A 21362-nucleotide genomic window follows, 5' to 3' on the forward strand; every position below is an offset into this window, starting at 1 on the left:
ATTAAAAATGTGAGTAAATAAACTCATTAGCATTAAATTTTCCCAAGACAAAAATGAGCACGAAAATAGTCACATAAAATACGGCCCTGGCGAATGATCCCACCCGTTTATAGCCGGCAGAAAACATGAACTCTTCATTTAATTCCTTCATAAATAAAAGCACTATGAGCATCGCACTCAGCACTAACGGAAAAAAAGAATTTATGCCTGCGAGTTCATGAATAGCCTGACTGAAACTATAATTGAACGCGAATATTTTTTTGTAAATGACACCCAGGTCAACCATATTGTTGGCACGAAAGGCGATCAACGAAAGGGTGTGAAACGCAATCACATATAGCCAACCGATAATAAAAAATGGTTTTGAAAACCTGATCTTTTTATTCAGCAAAACTTCGATAACGTAAACAAACCCATGCATGGCACCCCAGGCCACAAACGTGAGGCTGCCTCCGTGCCACAAACCGCTGATCAAAAACACAACAAAAATATTCAGCACCCAAAACGCGTATGAGCGGCTGTTACTCACCAACGGCATGTATACATAATCATGGAACCAGGAAGTAAGCGTTATATGATAACGTTTCCAGAAAACAACCAACGAACGCGCCAGTAAGGGCCTTCGCCAGTTGATCGAAAGTTCAATGCCAAATAAGCGGGCAATACCGGTAACAATATCAGTATAGCCCGAAAAATCGGCATATAATTGGACCACGAAAAAGAAGGCTGTAACTAATAACGTTCCGCCCGAATAATTTTGTGGAGCGAAAAAAACAGGATCTACAAACTCCGCCAGCCTGTCGGCAATTACAATCTTTTTAAAATACCCCCAGGTAGCAATACGTACAGCCGATGCAAGTGAATTATAATTTAATTTCTTTGGCGAAAATAATTGAGCATTCAGAGCAGAAAATCTTTCTATGGGGCCTGATAATATGACCGGAAAGAAAGAAGCGAACAGAGCGAACTTTCCGAAATGGTGTTCGGGTTGTATTTTCTCTCTGTATACATCTATCAAATAGGACATAAGTCTGAACGTATAAAACGACAAACCAACCGGGACAATTAAATTCCGGAACAATGCGGAGATGCTGCTATCATGCCCGGTTAATGTAACCGATACAGTTGAATAAAAAAATCCGGAATATTTAAATGCGACCAGACAAAGCAGGTTAAATACTATTCCCAGCCAGAGCCATCGTTTTCGGATGTTTAGTTCACCTGACTTTGATATCTGTAAAGCTGTATAAAAACTGATCGAGGTGAGTGACAAAAGTACTGCTCCGACTCCAATACTCCAGCTCAGGTAAAAATAGTAGCTGGCGGCCAGCAGCAGCATCCATCTGTATTTGTTTTCAAGCAGCCGGAAGAGTGTAAACACTACCGGCAAAAAGATCATAAAGTGAACGGAGTTGAACAGCACCTTAGCGTAGTTTAAATTTCTTTGTGTGATCGAATAACAAAACAAGAGCGATCATTAAAAAGGGAAACACAACTGCCTTGTACCTTACAATTGCCCCAAGTATTGGCGTTACCCACCCGATCATCACATAAAAGCCTGTCACCAAAAACAAACAAAACCACAAAGCGGGTTCATTAAAAGCGGAACGGTTTATCAACATCAATGTAATTATAAGCAGCAGCAGCACCGCCTCATTCTCAAGAGCAGCAATGAGTGTGAAAGGGTCGAAACTTTCAAAAACAGAAGGCCGGGCGAAAACATTCACAAAAGCTGTTGGCGAATTTTTGATAAAACTCCAGGGAGTTGCTGATAATAAAGGTATCCTGATCATACTTTTCGCCGGCACTGTAGCTGAAAATAATTTATAGGTAAGTGTGTCGGTTGAATTGTATACATAATTCGTATCCGCCGAATTAGGCATATTATAGTAATAATAATCCGAACCCGGACGCACCTTATATATTGAATCGCCAACCTGCTCAAGCAATTTCTCCCGTTTGACATAAGGGATGTAGATCATTTTATTGCTGTTAAGCAAATATAATCCTCCATTGGAAATATTTATAAAATCAATTTGCTTTGTTACATAAGTATTGAAATAATTATGGGACGTAAATTTGGCAAGAGCGGCCACTGCGGAAAATCCAAGAAATGTAAGCAGCACAAAATTTACTGCTACAGGCCAGCGCCTGATATGTATGCTTAAATACCAGGCCGCACATCCCGATATTATTAATACGCACAGCGTTATTTTTATGACAAATAATAACAGGATAAATACAATGAAAGCAATTATATTCTTTGCATTCCCCTGTTCAGCCGTTAACCTATTCCAATAATATATGGTAAAGCCCATGGCGAATAAAATAAAACTTTCGCGTATCACACCTGAGCCCCAGAAAAGAACTGTAGGAACAAGAAAAATCGCTATGAACAAGAGTTTGTTTTTTCCCGTTGCATAACCAACGAATGCTTTATACAAAGCAACAAGTCCGGCAAATGAGAGCGCGTTGATAAATACATTGTGCACCTGGTAAAACCCCATTGAAAACAAACGAAACAAAACGCTTAACCTTATCATGGTGTGATTTTCGAGATTTACCGCGTGCTTAAACCGCGGCGACCACAATTGCATTTTGGAATAATACTCGTCGTATAAATAAGGTGCGCTATCAAAACCAAATAACATTTTAAAGAAATCAGACGGATGCTGATGCAGGGCATCGAACATGATCTTGCTGTCATCAAAATACTTATATATATCCGCTTGATTACGCACCGGGTAATAGTACGTATAGATGTACCAGAAAAACACGCCGGAAAGAACTTTCAATAGAAAAACCGCAATTAGCCAAAGGCGCGGAATACCATCAATTTGAAAAAAATGTAAACGGGTAATAAGCCAGATAAATAAAAACGAGTACGCTAAAGTCAGCAGAATCTCCAAGGCTTATGCATTTGAGGTTAGGCAAAACTAATAATAAAAAGGGGATTGGGGCGAGGGACATGGGACATGGGACGTGGGGCGAGGGGCGTGGGACGAGGGGCGAGGGACGTGGGGCGTGGGGCGAGGGATGTGGGACGTGGGGCGAGGGATGTGGGACGTGGGGCGAGGGACGTGGGACGAGGCGAGGGACGAGGGGCGAGGGGCGAGGGCGAGGAGGACGGGAAAAAGATTTTAGATCGGAGACAATTGCTATTAAATAATTTTCTCACCTGCCGGGTGTACGACAAATTTCCCTCCCAAAAAATCACTAAGTTTGTTAAAATTTTATACTTGGATATTAAAAAAAACATACCCAACGCCATAACCTGCATGAATTTACTTTGCGGGTGCATGGGAATCATTTTCGCGCTGAAAGGAAACACTAATTTACTTTATGCTTCTTATTTTATCGGACTGGCGGCCGTGTTTGATTTCCTGGACGGATTTGTTGCAAGGCTATTGAAAGTTCATTCCGAAATAGGCAAACAACTTGATTCACTGGCCGACATGGTCACCTTCGGGGTTTTGCCGGGCATCATAATTTTTCAACTGATCTGTAAACTGGAAGGCAAAGCAAGCCCGATTGCATTTATTGCTTTATTGATCCCTATTTTTTCGGCCATACGGTTAGCCAAATTTAATATTGATACGCGGCAATCCGATTCTTTTATTGGTGTTCCCACTCCGGCTACCGCGATATTGGTAGCATCTTTACCCGTTATACACGTCATATATAACCTCAATTTACTTCTTGACAAGCTGCATCCCCAGCAGCCAGGCACACACTCTTTTATTATTAAGGTGTCTTTACTGCTATTCCACACGTATTCACTTGTTATCATTACAATTCTTATGTCGCTATTAATGGTATCGGAACTGCCGCTCTTTGCCCTTAAATTCAAAAACTTCAGCTGGGCCGATAATAAAATAAGATTCATTTTTTTAGGATTGACCCTTATAATGTTTGCTGCACTTAAGTTCATTGCTGTTCCGTTCATAATTGTCCTGTATATTCTGTTGTCTGTTGTAAATAACCTTTTCAAAAAAGCGGCATAAATGTCTTTACGCTTCGCTTTTTTTCTATCAATTTTAGCCGGAGCACTTTGTGCCCAGCAGAAAAACATTCCGCTTAGCTATGACAGTGACTGGCTATATAATTTTACCGACAATAAAAATCCCGGCCAACAACCTATCCATAGCGGGTTTCGACCAGCTATTGAAAATCAGGAGAAACACTTTTTAAGTGAATACAGCTTCCGGAATCTCATCGATCTTGCCACGCAATTAGATTCAACCTATTTAATGCCTGCTCGTAGTAAATTCATCAAACGCAAATTAAAACAAGAGAGTTTAATAATTATAAATGATACTAACGACAAATTTCATTTCACCATTGATCCGTTATTTAATTTTCAATTGGGCAGAGGTAATGATGGGATCAACTCAGAAAATCTTTATACAAATACACGCGGCTTCATGGTTCGGGGGGATATTGGCAAAAATTTGTCATTTGAAAGTTCATTTTATGAGAACCAGTCTACATTCCCTGATTACATTTCCACTTATGCTGATTTGTACAAAGTAATTCCGGGACAGGGTCGTTGGAAAAAATTTAAAACCAATGGATATGATTATGCAATGGCTGCCGGGTATTTGTCTTACACTCCCAACAAACACATTAATGTACAATTGGGACACGGTAAACATTTTGTCGGCGATGGTTATCGTTCACTTTTATTATCGGATAATGCGTTTAACTATCCACACCTACGGGTCACCACAACTTTTGGAAAAATCCAGTACACTAATTTGTATGCTGTTTTCATAAATCTTAGTAATGGCCATTCTATAACATCTTTAGGTTCTGAACCTTTATTTCAGAAAAAAGCTGCAAGCTTTCAGTTCCTCAACTGGAACGTCCACAAACGCATACAGCTTGGATTGTTCCAGGGGATAATCTGGGAAGCAGCCGATAGTAAAAACAGACAAAATTTAGACGTCAATTATTTCAACCCGGTTATTTTTACAAACTCACTTGTTTATTCGCTCAACAATACAAACAATGTATTGTTAGGTTCGACACTGAAGTTGAAAATTTTCAAAAACCTGTCTATATACGGACAATATGTTTTGGATGGTTACGATGTAAAAGGTTCAGTATTTAATAAGCAAGGTTTCCAGGTTGGATTTAAAGGACACAACTTATTTACTGCAAAAAATCTGAGTATTTTGATGGAGTATAACCAGGTTCGTCCATATACATATGCAAGTATAGATCCTGAGCAGAGTTATTCGCACTACAACCAACCATTAGCACATCCGCTTGGCGCTAACTTCAGGGAATTTACAGGGATTTTAAGTTACAGGTATAAAGATTTTATTTCCCGGGCTAAACTAACTTATGCTTCAATTGGAACAAACAATAGGTTTCAAATCTTACCTTTTTTTCCGCAACCGCTTGGATCAACAATGGGAAACAATATTTTCGTTTCAGATATCTCTGCAGTTAATGGAATAAACTCTACAAACAATTTTCAAAACCAGGGAGAACAGCTAACTATTGTAAATATTGATTTTTCGATAAGCTATATTGTCAATCCGGTTACAAATATGCAATTGACTGCCGGATTCATCTACAGGGATGGCGATCCGGTCAATGGCCCATTTACCATGCCCTACATCAGCTTCAAAACCTCATTATCAAACCTTTACTACGATTTTTAGCCTCACCCTAAGCCCTTTCCAAACTTAAGTAGATGATTTTTATTAACTTAGCCGTCCCTTAACCCCATGTGGACTTACCTGCTCATATTTGGTACCGCTTTTTTTGTGGTGCTGCTTTCAACTCCGGCACTGATACGCGTTGCTATTTTAAAACGTTTGTTCGACGAGCCTAAGGAAGATCGTAAGATCCATAAACGACTCATCCCGACTATTGGCGGTATTATCATCTTTGCCGCTACCCTGTTCGCGTTCGCGTTGTGGTTCCCCTTCGATGAGCTGCATGTATTCAAGCAGCTCAAACGCTCGGTAAACGATTTCCAGTTTATTGTAGCTACCATACTTATTCTCTTTTTTGTAGGTGTAAAAGATGACATTATCGGCACCGCTCCAATGAAAAAATTGGTGGCTCATATTCTCGTGGGACTTATACTCGTGCTCATGGCCGATATCAAGATCACCGGCTTTCACGGACTTTTCGGGCTGCGGGAAATACCGTATTGGGGACAGGTTTTTCTTTCATTGTCAACTTACATTGTTGTAGTTAACGCCTTCAACCTTATAGATGGTGTCGACGGACTTGCGGCAGGTATCGGGTTAATTTGCGGTCTCGCTTTTGGCACATGGTTTTACATGGCCGGAGAACCGGTTATGGCCGCGCTCGCGTTTTCAATGGCAGGTTCATTGTTGGGGTTTCTCTTTTTTAATTTTTCCCCGGCCAAGATCTTTATGGGGGATTCCGGTTCATTGTCCATCGGACTTATTGTTTGCGTATTGGCGGTCCGCCTCATCGAATACCAGGTACCCTCAACGTCCGACGATGTGTCGGAATCACTGATTGATTTTAATGTAAACGGACTTTCGGATGTGGTAACCAATATTTCGAAACCGCTTTTTGTAATGGCGGTATTATCCTATCCTTTGCTCGACACGCTGCGCATTTTTATATATCGCACCATTCGCGGCATTTCTCCCTTTTCAGCCGATCGCAATCACATCCATCACCGCCTGATCGATATAGGCCTCAGTCACCGCGGAACCGCTATTGCGCTGTATGCAAGCAATATCACTGTTATTACCACAGCTATTTTAACGCGTAATATGGATCCCTCCTATGCATTCTTTATCGTGGGTGGTGTTGCAATAGGAATAGCGCAGGTTCCATTTATGATAAAAAAGGTAAAGAACCGCAGCAATGGCATTTCCAACGGCCTCTAATGATACAATCCGTTAAAAAAAATCTTTTATTCCCGCTTTGCATTGCCACCGCTTCCGTTTTTTCGCAATCCACTTTAGTTCCGTTATTTAATCCTTTTAATTACACTTTCGACAAAAACACATCTCCGAAAGACAGCAGCCTGCATACCTGCATTAAACCATACCTGTACGCTGAAATAAAAAACAACAAACTGATCGATTCGCTTTATAAACCGGTTTCGGTATCAAATAATAATTCGTTTTTCATTTCGCCCATTACAGACGTGCAATTCGGCAGCGGAACAGGCAGATCCGCCCTCACGGAATACACAGGTGGACTTACACTTACAGGATGCCTGGGAAAAAAATGGACTGTTTCAGTTACAGGATCGGCGGGCAACATGCAGCTTATAAATTACCTGGACTCAACGGCAAAATACACACATGTTATTCCGGGCTTGGGGTATGCTTATAAAAACAACGGCTCGTATTCATTTCAAAGCCTTGCCGGCTATGTATCTTTTTCACCGAATAAAATTTTTAATCTGCAAGCTGGCAAAGACAAACACTTTTGGGGTGAGGGATATCGTTCTTTGTTTTTATCCGATCAATCCAACAACTATCCTTTTGCGAAACTAACAGCCAACGTTTGGAAAATAAAATATGTATGCCTTTTTGCCTGGCAGCAGGATATAACAGCCCCAAGCGGTTTGCGGGCTGATGCAAAAAATAAATTCGGCACATTTCATTTGCTGAGCTGGAATATTACAAAACGAATAAATGTTAACCTGTTTGAAGCCATTGTATGGCAAGGCTCGGATGCTGGCCGCGTGCGGAGCTTTGATGTGAATTACCTGAACCCTGTTATTTTTTACCGCCCTGTGGAATATTCGCTCGGCTCATCGGATAATGCTTTGATCGGAGGAGGCTTTAAGATAAAATTATTTAATAAACAGCAGCTTTACGGACAGGTAGTTCTGGATGAGTTTTTACTCAAAGAAGTGCTGGCCCGCAATGGCTGGTGGGCCAACAAACAAGGTCTGCAGTTAGGTTTTAAATCTTTCGACCTGTTCCGCATCAGCAACCTTTACCTCCAGGCTGAATTTAATTATGTCCGTCCATACACATACTCTCATAGCAGTGTGCAGCAAAATTACGGACATTTTAACCAGGCACTTGCCCACCCCCTGGGTGCCAATTTCATTGAAATGATCGGCATTATTAATTATCATTACAAAAAATGGAGTATTAACAGCAAAACCATTATAGCGGCGTATGGACTTGATACAATGTCATCCGATTATGGAAAAAACATATTTATTTCCAACAAAAACAAATTGGCCGAACATGGCAATACTATTACCCAGGGAATAAAAACAAACCTGTTTTATACGCAGCTTGCGGTTTCTTATCTGCTTAAACCAGCATATAACCTCCGTATTGAAACCGGTTTTATAATGCGTTCGGAAACAAACAATTTGCAGAAAATGAACACAACCCTGGTTTATATCGGAATAAAAACAAGCCTTTATAACACTTATCGCGATTTTTAATCCTGTATTTTTTCAGGTGTTCGGTTAATTAATTTTCCCCTTGAATCCCAATTTGATTAATTGTTGTTGGTCGAGCATCGCATTGGCTCTATCGTTTACATGAGAAAATAAAACAAAACGGTTGTATAAGAATTCAACATTCTTTGGATCCAACTCAATTGCCTTATTATAATCATTCAGTGCTTTGGGCAAATTTTTTAAGTTGAAGTAGGCTACGCCCCGGATATTATAATTAACAGCCTCAGCAGGATTTTGATCTATTTTAATTGTATAGGAGGAGATTATGTCGTTCTGGAAAGCAAGGTTCAGTTGATCATAATATTCCTTCGGTATATCACCTGTTTTAAGCTTGTAGGCTTGTTTCAGATCATCAACTGCCTGTGTAATATGTCCAAGTGAAAAATGTGTCATACTGCGGTTGAGATAGGCTTTACCATTATTGGGCATCAATTCAACAGTTTTATTATAATCTTTCAGGGCATTTCCAAAGTCTTTGAGATTTGAATAACATCCTGCGCGATTATTGTAATATTCCCCTTTGTCGGGTTTCAATTCAATGGCTTTTGTGAAATATGGTATGGCCCTTTTAAAATCTTTAGCCTCCACATATAACAATCCTTCAACATTTTGTAACAAGGGAATGTTTGGAGATTCCGTAGTTGCTGCATTTGCAAAAGAAAATTCATTTCTATACACCTGATATCTATAAATGGTTTTGATCGAAAATGCGCATACTAAAACAACCATTAAGACAGATAGTATTTTCTTATCTATTCGAATATTTATTTGAGAAGCCATAAGCATAAACCCTATAAGCGGAGTATATGCCCTGTGTTCATAATGTTCGCCGATATTATTTGTCGCGCCAATCCATACAGGTATAATAATAAATATAAAAAACCAGCCCAGCCCCAAAAGACCAATTCGCTTATTTTTTAAGCCAAATTTTACTACCAAGAAAATCACCAATAAAACGGCGGAAACACCTGGAATTATAGATGTATTCTGAACTAAAGGCATGATTGCCTGCTGAATGGGCACTACGCATTTTCCAATGTATATAATAATAGCCAATAAAAAGTTGAGTGCAACTTCAGCAACATGATTTTCGCCCGATGAAGGTAAAAAATCAATAATACTCCTTCTTAAAAAGAACCAACCAATAGCAATCAAAACCCATGAAGTGAATAACATAATCATTTGCCCATTTGCATTTTTCTTATTCATAACCAACAAAATCAGGCAAAACAATGCAGGCAAAACAATAGCATTCTCCTTTGTTAATAGCGCAAAACAGAATCCTGCAAAATGTATAAGGAGCAAAAAGAGATCATTCTTTTTAAGATATCTTATTAAATAAAGTATAGATACTAATGAAAACAGACAAAGAAGGGAGTCATTCCGGCCCGGTATCCATGTTACAGCATGAACGTTTAAAGGATGTACAGCAAAAATTACCGCACACCAAACACATAATCCTTTTTCTATATCCACGCATGGAGGGTGCTATCCGGGATTTCCATTGAGAAAAGTGCCATAAGAATTGGCTACTACCAACACCATCAGGATATTTGCTTTTATATTCTTCCCATAGCAACTGACGTGTTACGCCTCTGCGCTTTAGCTCTCTATCTATTTTAGGAAACAGACTAAAGAGTGTTTTCAATTTTTCGTTGACTGGATTTTCTTCCGGCTTTACAAAAAGTTCTTCTAAGTCCATATCATTTAATTCATTTATCTCGGCAAAACTTAACCCGCTATTTTTAAAATCCGTAATGTATTTTTTTAATACATTACGTGGTATGCCCGTTTGAACAACAATTTCAGACTTGGTTTGATTTTGCGTGTGCAGACGCAGTATATGCCGGATATTGCTCATGCCGAATATTTTTTTCGGGCACAAAGAAACTACGACTTGAAAAATCACTTTCCGAAAAGGGCAATAAAGGGCTTGAAAAGGATGAATTGGGACGAATTAGGTTAACATAAGAGGCGGAATACCTTGTTACACCATTCAGGAGAAATTTTTAATTAAAATGAATTACCTCCGGGATTCCGAGTTTATCAAAAATAATTTTCATTTGCTTTGGGTTGTAAAATCGCCCCATTTTTTGACCAATTTCATTTTCAAACGGAGTTAACCAAGTTTTTAAGGTTTTAGGACTTACCTCATAGAATTGAGCTACTTCTTTTTTGGAATACGCCTTTAGCTGAATTTTTGGCGATGTAGATTCGTTTTGTTTCATAATGTTACGTTTTGAAACAAAATTCCGCCTAAAAGTTTAAATTTTAGGCTTCAAAAAAACTTTTACACCGGGTAAAAAAAAATTACTATACTTGTTCATGTAATTCTTTGAAATATTTTAGGTTTCAAAAGGCTAATTCAAAACAGCCCGACAAAAAGAAATCTAAATTTGCCGAAAGGTAGCTTTAGGTACAATTATCCCAAATTTGTTACCTAATTGTTACTCAAGCAATCTCAATCCCATTGGGATAGCCTGAAAATAGGGTGAAGCATGGAAGGTTAAAACTTAGAGACTGTTTAAAATTTATCCCTGCATTTTGCTATGGCGCCTTTTTTCCTTGACAATCGCTCAATCCTGGCTCTAAAAGTGCCTCGTCTGAGAAAAAAATGCGCTCATATAAATTTACAGGTATAAATTTAAACAACCTCTAAAGCTAAATTTGTGGCCGGCGGGCTGAGCCCGGGTGTTAAATACACCTTTCGTGTTTCAACAATCGGTTCCTCCGGCCTAAGCGGGTGGAGTGCCGAAGCCGCCGCAAGGGCAGTTTAATGTACCGGTATAAAATCCCCCTTGAGTTTGAGGGGGATTTTATTTTGATTTATACCCGCCTAAACAAGTCAGAAAGCCGAAAGACTTCCGGCTCCTGACTTCCGGCTTCTGACTTCCCACCTCCCACTTCCGTCTTCCGGCTCCCGACTTCTGACTTCCAACTTCCGGCTTCCAACTCTTAAATACACCTGTTCGGAAATTTATCCGGTTCGAAGTATAATTTCATTTGCACCGCAAACTCAAATAAGAACCGTATCATTTTTCATCCCGTTTTATGTGTTTTTTTGAAAAAAATCATGTACGTTTGTCAACTTAACCCTCAGAACCATGCTCCAAAAAAACATTTTCGTTTTAGTCATCGCTTCACTCTTTCTATTCGCCTGCGGATCGGATTCCGGAAAAAGTGATGTAACGGCTGTTGATACCACTTCAGCAAATAACGGTTCCAAAGAACTGGCAAATGCACAGCAAATTTTATACACATTACCATCGCCTGTTGAGGCCGCCGCGCTTATGAAAATGTCGGGCGCTACATTTGACAAAACCCATCTGAACCCGGTCAGCAATGTGTCCAAGTACGTGTCGAACGACAGCAAGGCTCTTAACCTTGGCATTTACGGAACGGACCTTATTTATTCCAGCATTTTTGAACAAACACAGGAATCGGCGGAATATTTTAAATGCGCCAATACATTATCTACAAGCCTGGGGATAAGTGAGGCTTTTGGTGAAGCAACTTTCAAACGCCTTAAAACCAATATCAATAACCGCGACTCATTGTTAACAATTGTTGCTGAAGCCAGCCTGGATGCGGATTCTTACTTCAAGGAAAACGAACGTCCTGCCGCATCAGCCATGGTAGCTGCAGGCGGATGGATCGAGGGGCTTTACATTGCCACCCGCATCGCTAATGTGACCAGGAACCAGGAGATCATTCAGCGTGTTGCGGAACAAAAAAATTCTATCGGCAACCTTATCAACCTTGTTGAAAGCTTTGGTTCGGAACAGGGATTAACAGCTGTTTTGAATGATCTGAAAGATATCAAAGCTCAGTTTGATGTACTTGAAGTAAAAAAAGAGCCTGCAGGTAAAGCTGAAGCTTCCGGTACTGTGCCCACCATCGGCGTGAAGAAAAAAATCACAATGAGTGCGGAACAATTTAAAGCGATCGCGGACAAAGTTGAGATCATCAGGAACAAAATAATTCAGTAAATACTTAACCTATCAATATCACCACTATGAACAGGATGAAAAAAATTATCGGCCTATTTGTTTTAATCAGTGCCTTCAGCGCAATAAGCTTTGCCCAATGCAAAAGCATTGTAAAAACCAACCTGGGAAAACTTTCTCCTTTTACCCATAATGGACAGATGAACAGCGTTTCTCTTCCTGAAGGAGGAGTTGCCGATTTTAAGATCTCCTGTTACAAAGGACTAACCTATCGCCTTGCACTGGCATTCGAAGAGAAACTCGGCAAAGTGACCTTTCGTGTGCTTGATGAGGATAATAACGAAGTGTATAACAGCGCTGAAAGCGCCAGCAGCACATGGGATTTTAACGTTGATTCATCGCAGGAATTAACGGTGGAAGTAAGCGTGCCCCTTGTTGAAAAAAAATTAAGAGGCTGTGTTGCCTTGTTAGTTGGCTTTAAGGAACCAAAAAGTGTTGGCGGCTTGAGGCCTATGTAAAAAAGCCACCTCGCTAAATTGAAATCCCGTCCCGGGTTACCGGGACGGGATTTTTTTATTATACACTAGAGTTTATATCGAATAACCTTTTTGTGGGTTTTAGTGTTTTTGTGCTTTAGTGGCAATTAGAATTCCGAAGCCGGAAAACTTCCGACTTCCGGCTTCGGAATTCTGACCATTAAATACACCTGTGTCGAAATTTGTCTTGCTCATATTATATTATTCGGGCATATCCCTTATAATATCCCAGACCATATCTGGCTCAAAGCCTTTTGAAACGGCATATTGACCAAGCATATAATTGCGCTTTATTGATTTCTTTTGTTTTATCTTTTTTAATCGGTCGCCCAGAACTTTTTTTAACGTTTGCACATACGCCTTTTCATCAATCTCTTTTAACGCCTGCTTTATGCAATACTCGCTTACTTTCCTCCGCTTCAATTCCAGCTTTATCCTCACCCGGCCCCACTTTTTAATACGGAATTTGCCGCCGGCAAACGCTTTGGCAAAACGCTCTTCATCCAGGTATTTACCGTTTATCAAACGTGCAATGATTGTTTCGACAGCTTCCGGCCATAACCCCCACTCATAAAGCTTATCACGTACTTCCTGCTGGCAGCGCTCCTGGTACGCACAATACGATTCAGCTTTGGACAAAGCCTGTTCGGGTGATAATTTTATTGGTGATTGTTCGCGACTGATCGGCACCTTATCTGGAAGTATACTTCGCCTTTAAACGAAAGTAAAGCGATTTAAGCTGCTCCCTGAAAATAAAAGCCAGCAATAAATAGGGAATAGCCATGAGGTATAATATTCCAGTATTAAGTCCTTTGGCGATGGAAGATCCGTTGCGGAGACTGCTTGATGCATTTGCCCTGCACATGGCGCATTGAGCAAGAACATCATTCGCCATTATCATCAGCATAAACAGCAGTATAACCGAAAATAATATTTTGAAATTTCTGTTCATCTTCATCGTAAACTAATTACAGGCACTAAATTACAAATTGAAATGGCAAAACGCAATGTGCTCTTTATCATCAAATTTTAATGTGTATAATACGGAGATATCATCAAATACACCACCACTCCCGTAACAGTTACGTACAGCCAGACCGGGAAACTCCAGCGTGTTAATTTACGATGTTTATCAATTTGCCCCTGCAGACCGCGATAAAAAGATAAAAGGATAAGGGGTAACACTCCCGCCGCTAAAATAATGTGCGAAATAAGTATAAAGAGATAAACCGGCCGCAAAGGATTATCCTTCGGAAATGCAGTATCGCCGGCCATGTAATGGTAAGTTATGTATGAGAGTAAAAACAAGGAGGATAAAAAGAACGCTGTAATATTTAACTTTTTATGTAAGGCAATTTTCTTTCGCCTGATCGCCATAAACGAACAAACAAGCAATATGCTGCATGTACCGTTCAGGAACGCGTGTAATTTCGGGAGTTGATAAACAACTACCGGAATAGTTGAAGGAGGCGGAATGAGCTTTTTGTTTAAAACAACAACAGTAATAAATACAAACACCGACACTCCAAATACTATTCGAAAAACTGCGCGATCACTCATAGCATAAGAATTAATTTCGGACAAATTTACTATATAATAATTATATAGCAGTTAAGGTTGAAAATGGTATTGCCACCACAACCAAGAATCGCTTTAAGGAAAAAGGGATGAGTTTTGAGGTATTTGAGAATAAAAAAGCGGATAATTTCAAGCCCTCAATAAAAGATTCGTTTTTGCTTTAAAATATTTTGGAAAAACAGTATATGACACCCCTCCGTTTTTAGTTACTTTGCACCTGAATACTATGGCTAAAAAAGAAAATCAAAATATAGAATGCAAACAGTCCTGGCGGGATGAGTTCCTGAAAACTATTTGTGCGTTTGCAAATAGTCATGGAGGAACGCTATATGTGGGATTGAATGATACTGGCAAAATTGTCGGAGTTGAAAATGCAAAAAAACTGTTGGAAGATGTTCCCAACAAAATTGCAGATATGCTTCATATCATAGCGGATGTAAGTATGAAGCGGGAAAAAAGTAAGGAATACATACTTATAAAAGTAAAACCTTATAAAACTTCTGTTTCTTTCAGAGGAAAATATTATTCCCGGTCAGGCAGCACTACTCAGGAATTAAATGGAGCTGAGCTTCAGAATTTTCTTTTAGAAAAGAGTGGGGTATCCTGGGAATCCATAGTAGAAGAACGGGCTACCCTTAAAGACATTGACCCCAATACCATCACTAAGTTTAAAGAGCTTGCGGCAAAAAGATTCCCGGCTGCTGCAAAAGAAAAATCGGTTACCAGCCTTCTTGAAAAACTGCACCTTCTTCATAAAGGGAAGCCAACACGTGCCGCCATATTGCTATTCGGAAAAGACCCTCGAAAATTCTACATAAGCGCATACATAAAAATTGGAAGATTCAAAGATGATGCTGCTCTTGTAAGCATGGATGATATATACGGCAACTTGTTCCAACAGGCGGAAGATACTATTGAAATTTTAAAGAAAAAATACCTGCAATCCGAAATAACAATCAAAAAATTACACAGGGAAGAAGAACTCGAGTACCCGGAACCCGCATTGCGTGAAGCCATTGTAAATTCAATAGTACACCGCGACTATTCCGATGTCCATACCCAATTAAAAATATATCCCGATCACCTTTCTTTGTGGAACAATGGTGAGCTGTCGCAAAAACTTACGATAGAAAAATTAAAGGAAAAACATTCTTCCTATCCGAGAAATAAACTGATTGCGGATGTATTTTATAAAGCTGCCTATATTGAAGCGTGGGGGCATGGAACAGTAAAAATGATTGAGGAATGTAAAAAAGCAGGACTCCCGGAACCTCTATACGAAGAAGATGGAGGCGGAATGTTGATTACTTTCAGAAAGGATATTTATACAGAAGAATATCTTTTAAAAATTGGACTGAATGAACGACAGGTAAAAGCAATATTGTTTATAAAAGAAGCTGGAAGCATCTCCAATTCCAAATATCAAAGTATTAATAATTGCTCAAGGAATACTGCGACCAATGACCTGAGAGGATTGATTACAAAAAAGATTTTATTGCAAAAAGGGTCGGGTGTTGGTGCAGGATCGGAATATATTTTAGCTAAAAAGTGATTGCACAATAATTGCACAAATTGCACAATGGTTGCATAATAATTGCATATTCAATGTCGAACATATCGGGGGTTAAATGTCGGATACGATTTTCAGCCATTTGATGCCCTGTTATGTGCTAAAAAATAATTGGGACATTATTGGCATTTACGAATTCATTAACGTATGTTTTGAAACATCTTTTTCCTCTGTTAATTTATGTTAATGTAGAGTACATAAGTGTTTGTTTGCAACATTTGGGTTTCTATCTTTGATACCCGCCTGCCAAAACAGGTTTATTAATGAAAAAATACATTTTCACTCCTTTAATTAGCCTGGCTTGCTGCCTTTGTATGGCTCAGCAGCGTCCAATTGAAGGAGGTCAAAAAAACCGGGGAGGCATTTCCAATTTACCTGCAGTAGGTCATATTTATGGTAAGGTTGTCGATTCAAAAACAAAAGAACCCATTCCATTTGCCTCTGTTGCCATTTTCAAAAAGGATAGCGTAATCGCGGGGAATTTTACCAAAAACAATGGCGAATTCAGCTTTGAAAATATACCGTATGGCCGCTTCAACCTCAAAATAACTTTTATTGGCTTTAAAACATATCAACAAGTGATCATGATCGTCCCTCAAAATGAAGAGCAGGATCTTGGGGATATACAATTACAGGTAGAGGAAACCCTTCTTAAAACTGCTGAAATAGTTGAAGAAAAAAGCACTTTCGAAATGAACATCGACCGCAAAGTTTTTAATGTAGACAAAAATATTACCAGCAGGGGCGGCACAGCCACCGATGTGATGAAAAACATCCCTTCGGTAACTATGGATGAAAGCGGCAATGCGCAGCTCCGGCAAAACAACGCTACCATTTATGTTGATGGCCGGCCAACCAACCTTACGCTCGACATGATCCCTGCCGATGAAATAGATAAAGTAGAAGTAATTACTAATCCATCGGCAAAATTTGAAGCGAGTGCCACAGGTGGCATTATCAATATTGTTATGAAAAGCAATATAAAGCCCGGGTATAATGGCATTGTTTCAGGAGGAATCGGAACCAACGACCATTATAATGGCATGATTGCGCTGAATATTAAACAAAAGCCTATTGGATTTTCCATGACTTACAATTACAATGCTTTTAAAAATCCGATTCATGCATATAATTACCGCACCATTTTATACAATGGTGCCATTGCCGGCTTTTATAATTCGGATAATGACAAAGTTTTTAAAAACACTTTCAACAAAGGTTCCGCTTCATTTGATTATTATATCAACAACCGAAATACACTGACGATCTCACAAAATATCACAAAAGGATATTTTTACACGAGGGAAGATCAATCCTTCCGTACAGCTGATGCATCCGATGCACTAGTAAGCAGAGGCTCACGGATAACCAACACCGTTATTGATTTTGGGAATTACACAACAAAGCTTCTTTATAGGAAAACATTTCCGAAAAAGGGGAAAGAATTTACTGCCGACATAAATCACAATAGCGGGCTTTCAAAAAATCCAAGCGTATTTACAACTAACACATACGATAGCAACGGAGCATTGCTGCCCTTAAACCCTGTTCTTCAAAATAACCAGGGCCGCAATGAGAATCAAATGTTTACAATCCAGGCCGATTACATAAACCCGGTCAATGACAGCACTAAACTTGAATTTGGAGTGCGGTCTAATTTCAAACAAAGCGACCAATTAATGGAAGTGAACCGCTATGATCATACATTTGACCTTTATGCTATTGACACTGACTTAACGAATCACTACCTGATAACGGATATGGTTAACGCGGGATATATTAACTATTCACTCCGTCGTAAAAAATTAAGTTATATGCTGGGCCTGCGCTTTGAAGAGTCTTATTATAAAGGCGTCCTGGCAAATAAAAATGATTCTACCTTTCAGTATTCCTACCCGACAGGGCTCGACAATCTTCTGAATGCACTGTTCCCAAGCATTTTTATCAGCAAAAAAATAGCCGAAAAAAAGGAAATGCAGGTTAATATTTCACGCAAAATCAACCGGCCCAACTTCAGGCAAATGATGCCATTTATCATGAGCAGCGACAATAAAAATTATTCGATCGGAAATCCGAATCTTACACCCGAATTCATAACTATGGCCGAATTAAATTATAATCAACAATTAGCAAAAGGCAACCTGCTCTTTACCCTGTTCATCCGCAACACTCAAAACCCGCTTACACAATACAATTATACCTTCCCTGCTGATTCCACGATAGTTATCAGCACACACATTAACGGCAGACAAAGCAACACCATTGGCATGGACAACACGTTTAAACATACCTTGTTCAAGGGGTTTGAAGCCACATGGAATATGAACCTGTTCTATTCGTTCATTGATGCCACCTATAATAATACAACAGTAAGCAACCAGGGCTTTTATTATACCACAAAACTGAATTTAGTTTATCGTTTGCCGCAAAATTTTTCTGTTCAATTATCCGGCAATTACCATTCCCCAAAAGTTATTCCGCAAGGAACCAGCACAGAACAATATTATGCCGATTGCGGAGTAAGTAAAGAGATAAAAAAATTCATCACGCTAACCTTCAGCGTAAGCGATATATTTGATACAAAAGGACAGGGAAACCTCACGACTACTGATGATTACATCCAGGACTACTGGAGCCGCCGCGAAACAAGGTATGTAAAATTTACTGCGATGATCCGTTTTGGAAAAGCGGATGCAACTATGTTCAAACGGAAATCTGCATCACAACAGGGTGATTCGGAAGGGGAATTTTAATTCAATTATTTTTTCTCCTTACAGGCCCTCTGATAGCTTGTGCCGTCCATGGATCTTCGGGCCATGAATGCCTGGGATAACGAATGCGTAATTCTTTACGTACTTCCGCGTATGTATTTTTCCAGAAGCTATGAATGTCCTGTGTTACCTGCACCGGCCTGCGGGCAGGGGATAGCAAATGCAAAAGCACTTTATTCCTTCCCTCATTTACAGCAGGTGTTTCAAGCATTCCAAAAACTTCCTGCAAACGCACAGCCATTTCGGGAGAACCGCCATCCTCAAAATAAGTTAAACGTATCATCGACCCGCTCGGAACTTTTAAGGCTGCAGGCGCGAGCTCGTCCAATCGCCGGTTCAATTCCCATGACAAAAATCCTCCAAGCGCAATGGTCAAATCTAATTTTTTCAGCTCATCCCGCTTACTCACTTCTGCCAAATAAGGTCCAAGCCATTCTTCTAACGAATTCAGCAGCACCTCATCGCGCACATCGGGCCATTCTTCAGCAGGCCGCCATACACGAAGGCTCATTATCCGTGTCTGCCAATCCTTAATAGCTGGTAGCCAGTTCAGCATATTATTTATTCCTTCCGAACGGATCGCGTCACACAATATTTTAACACGTTGTTCATCCGGAATTTTTTTTAATGGTGTGCTTTCAATAGTGATACTCCCGATACGTGTTTCGGTAACGGCAATTATAATTCCCCTTTGTGGATCCCATGTCAATACTTCTACGAGTTCAGCGAGGTGTAAGAGGTCTTCATGGTTCAGAGGGGCCGCGAGGAATATTTTGCCCTCTTTATTTCCTGCATCCAAATGTGCCACAGCTAACCACTCTTCGCGTATCAAAGGATCCTCCTCCCTTAATTTTACAATACGCCCATTCGCCAAACGAAACCTGGCATCATCTTTACCCAGCTGCCTTGCAATACGCTCAGGGTATGCAGCCGCAAGCAACAAGCCAACATCTTCCTCAGCCGGAATTGCATTATCCATTTCCAGCTTAAGCATTTTTCTCCACGACAAAGCAATACGTTCAATACGTTCCAGTGAAATTCTATCCGCGTTAACGCGCTCTTTGGCTCTCCATTTTCTCAGCGCCTCCAGCCTGAGTGTAAGATCAGCCCCCGATTCTTTTTGCAAAGGGTCGCGCTCTTCCAACAGGGCTGCAATATCAGTTGCGATCGCGGTGAGCCCTTTCTGCTTTCCCTTCTTATCATCCAACTGAGCTTCCAATAGCATATGCGCGATACGCGGGTGGGTTGGCAAGCGAAGCATTTCCTTTCCACGTTGAGTGATCTCCGATTTATGGATCGCTCCAAGCTGTTGCAATAATTCACGGGCTTGATTTACGGCTCCAACCGGAGGCGGACTTATCCACGTAAGTTCATTTACATCTTTTATACCCCAATTACATAATTCAAGCAAGAGTGGAGCCAGATCCGCATCCATGATTTCGGGATTACGCTGAGGATTCAGGTGGATGTTTGTACCCTCACTCCACAACCTATAGCAAACTCCCGGACCAAGCCGGCCCGCACGGCCTGCACGCTGGTCAGCTGCGTCTTTTGTAACACGAACAGTTTCCAATCGCGTAAGTCCGGTACGCAGATCAAACTTAGGGATTCGCGAGTAACCACTGTCAACAACAACTGTAATGCCTTCAATGGTCAATGAAGTTTCAGCGATGGAAGTCGCCAGTATGACTTTCCGCCTTCCCTTCGGATCAGGTAAAATAGCCAGCTGCTGCTGTTGCGGCGAAAGGTCGCCATAAAGCAAGTGAACCCTAGCGCTTATATGTTCTGTTTCAAGCAGCTCATTTGTCCTGTGTATTTCACCTGTACCGGGTAAAAAAACCAAAACATCTCCTTCGTTTTCTGTGAGCGCCTTTTTTATTGCACGCGTTACACTCAAAGGAAGCGGAACCGCAGAATCTGTATTTATGTAATTTATTTTAACCGGAAACTGCCGTCCTTCACAATTAACTACAGGAGCACTGTTAAGCAATGAAGAAAGCCTGTTCCCATCCAATGTGGCCGACATAATAAGTATGCGCAGATCATCCCGCAACACCTGCTGTGCCTGCAAACAAAGGGCAAGTGCAAGGTCGGCATGCAGGCTGCGCTCATGAAATTCATCAAAGATCACCAGTCCCACATCCTCCAATGAGTTGTCGGTTTGCAGCATGCGTGTAAGTATTCCTTCTGTTACAACCTCAACGCGCATACCTGAACTTACTTTATTATCGAAACGAACGCGGTACCCGATCGTTTTTCCAATTTCATCATTAATTAATACAGCCATCCGGCCGGCCACAGATCTTGCGGCCAGTCTTCTCGGCTCCAGCATCAGTATTTTTTTTCCCTTCAACCACTGTTCATTCATTAACTCAATGGGAAGTACAGTAGACTTCCCTGCACCCGGCGGAGCCTGAAGGATAAGCATACGATGATGTAAAAGTTTTTCTTTTACTTCGGGGATAACATTTAAAATAGGAAGCTCTTCTGCCATCAGTGAACTATTTCAAGAGGATATATTAT

General features: G+C 40.4%; 17 protein-coding genes. 8 read left to right on the forward strand and 9 right to left on the reverse strand.

Annotation, left to right across the window (positions count from 1 at the left end):
- Position 1 precedes the first annotated feature (1 nt).
- Complete coding sequence (locus tag HYU69_06175) at positions 2-1423, reverse strand: MBOAT family protein (protein ID MBI2269932.1); 1422 nt, start codon at positions 1421-1423, stop codon at positions 2-4.
- Position 1424: 1 nt separating this feature from the next.
- Positions 1425-2909: a hypothetical protein gene (locus tag HYU69_06180; protein MBI2269933.1), complete on the reverse strand. Its 1485-nt coding sequence runs from the start codon at positions 2907-2909 to the stop codon at positions 1425-1427.
- 66 nt (positions 2910-2975) lie between these two features.
- Here HYU69_06180 and pssA point away from each other — a divergent pair, with 66 nt between their 5' ends.
- From pssA to HYU69_06200, 4 genes are all read left to right on the forward strand, one after another.
- A complete protein-coding gene (gene pssA / locus HYU69_06185; protein ID MBI2269934.1) occupies positions 2976-4004 on the forward strand; it encodes a CDP-diacylglycerol--serine O-phosphatidyltransferase in 1029 nt (342 codons plus the stop codon).
- Positions 4005-5672, forward strand: coding sequence for a hypothetical protein (locus HYU69_06190; GenBank protein ID MBI2269935.1), 1668 nt, complete (start codon positions 4005-4007; stop codon positions 5670-5672).
- Between the two features lie 66 nt (positions 5673-5738).
- Positions 5739-6887 carry an undecaprenyl/decaprenyl-phosphate alpha-N-acetylglucosaminyl 1-phosphate transferase gene (locus HYU69_06195; GenBank protein ID MBI2269936.1) on the forward strand — a complete coding sequence of 383 codons (1149 nt, stop codon included), beginning with the start codon at positions 5739-5741 and terminating at the stop codon, positions 6885-6887.
- A complete protein-coding gene (locus HYU69_06200; protein ID MBI2269937.1) occupies positions 6887-8419 on the forward strand; it encodes a hypothetical protein in 1533 nt (510 codons plus the stop codon). The genes HYU69_06195 and HYU69_06200 overlap by 1 nt, the downstream gene beginning before the upstream one ends.
- Before the next feature lie 24 nt (positions 8420-8443).
- Here the strand turns inward: HYU69_06200 and HYU69_06205 are convergent, their stop codons facing one another.
- The 3 genes from HYU69_06205 to HYU69_06215 form a co-directional block, all read right to left on the reverse strand.
- Positions 8444-9646: a tetratricopeptide repeat protein gene (locus HYU69_06205; GenBank protein MBI2269938.1), complete on the reverse strand. Its 1203-nt coding sequence runs from the start codon at positions 9644-9646 to the stop codon at positions 8444-8446.
- A 169-nt stretch (positions 9647-9815) separates the two neighbouring features.
- The gene (locus tag HYU69_06210) at positions 9816-10298 is read right to left on the reverse strand and encodes a hypothetical protein (GenBank protein ID MBI2269939.1); all 483 of its coding nucleotides are present in this window, start codon (positions 10296-10298) and stop codon (positions 9816-9818) included.
- A 148-nt stretch (positions 10299-10446) separates the two neighbouring features.
- The gene (locus tag HYU69_06215) at positions 10447-10665 is read right to left on the reverse strand and encodes a hypothetical protein (GenBank protein ID MBI2269940.1); all 219 of its coding nucleotides are present in this window, start codon (positions 10663-10665) and stop codon (positions 10447-10449) included.
- An 876-nt stretch (positions 10666-11541) separates the two neighbouring features.
- Here HYU69_06215 and HYU69_06220 point away from each other — a divergent pair.
- Together HYU69_06220 and HYU69_06225 are read left to right on the forward strand one after the other, a co-directional pair.
- Positions 11542-12426 carry a hypothetical protein gene (locus HYU69_06220; GenBank protein MBI2269941.1) on the forward strand — a complete coding sequence of 295 codons (885 nt, stop codon included), beginning with the start codon at positions 11542-11544 and terminating at the stop codon, positions 12424-12426.
- Positions 12427-12452: 26 nt separating this feature from the next.
- A complete protein-coding gene (locus HYU69_06225; protein MBI2269942.1) occupies positions 12453-12902 on the forward strand; it encodes a hypothetical protein in 450 nt (149 codons plus the stop codon).
- Positions 12903-13121: 219 nt separating this feature from the next.
- Here HYU69_06225 and HYU69_06230 read toward each other — a convergent pair whose 3' ends face one another.
- The 3 genes from HYU69_06230 to HYU69_06240 form a co-directional block, all read right to left on the reverse strand.
- On the reverse strand, positions 13122-13604 hold the full coding sequence (locus HYU69_06230; protein MBI2269943.1) for a RecX family transcriptional regulator: 483 nt from the start codon (positions 13602-13604) through the stop codon (positions 13122-13124).
- A gap of 7 nt (positions 13605-13611) precedes the next feature.
- Positions 13612-13872, reverse strand: coding sequence for a hypothetical protein (locus tag HYU69_06235; GenBank protein MBI2269944.1), 261 nt, complete (start codon positions 13870-13872; stop codon positions 13612-13614).
- A 77-nt stretch (positions 13873-13949) separates the two neighbouring features.
- Positions 13950-14480: a DUF420 domain-containing protein gene (locus tag HYU69_06240; GenBank protein MBI2269945.1), complete on the reverse strand. Its 531-nt coding sequence runs from the start codon at positions 14478-14480 to the stop codon at positions 13950-13952.
- A gap of 244 nt (positions 14481-14724) precedes the next feature.
- Between HYU69_06240 and HYU69_06245 the strand changes: the two genes are divergently transcribed.
- Both HYU69_06245 and HYU69_06250 read left to right on the forward strand, forming a co-directional pair.
- Positions 14725-16050, forward strand: a complete 1326-nt coding sequence (locus tag HYU69_06245; protein ID MBI2269946.1) for a putative DNA binding domain-containing protein — start codon at positions 14725-14727, stop codon at positions 16048-16050.
- A gap of 281 nt (positions 16051-16331) precedes the next feature.
- On the forward strand, positions 16332-18821 hold the full coding sequence (locus HYU69_06250; GenBank protein ID MBI2269947.1) for a TonB-dependent receptor: 2490 nt from the start codon (positions 16332-16334) through the stop codon (positions 18819-18821).
- A gap of 1 nt (position 18822) precedes the next feature.
- On the opposite strand, the gene hrpB is transcribed toward HYU69_06250, so the two are convergent.
- On the reverse strand, positions 18823-21333 hold the full coding sequence (hrpB, locus tag HYU69_06255; GenBank protein ID MBI2269948.1) for an ATP-dependent helicase HrpB: 2511 nt from the start codon (positions 21331-21333) through the stop codon (positions 18823-18825).
- Positions 21334-21362 lie beyond the last annotated feature (29 nt).

It is taken from the genome of Bacteroidota bacterium (genome assembly GCA_016183775.1).
GTDB lineage: Bacteria > Bacteroidota > Bacteroidia > JABDFU01 > JABDFU01 > JABDFU01.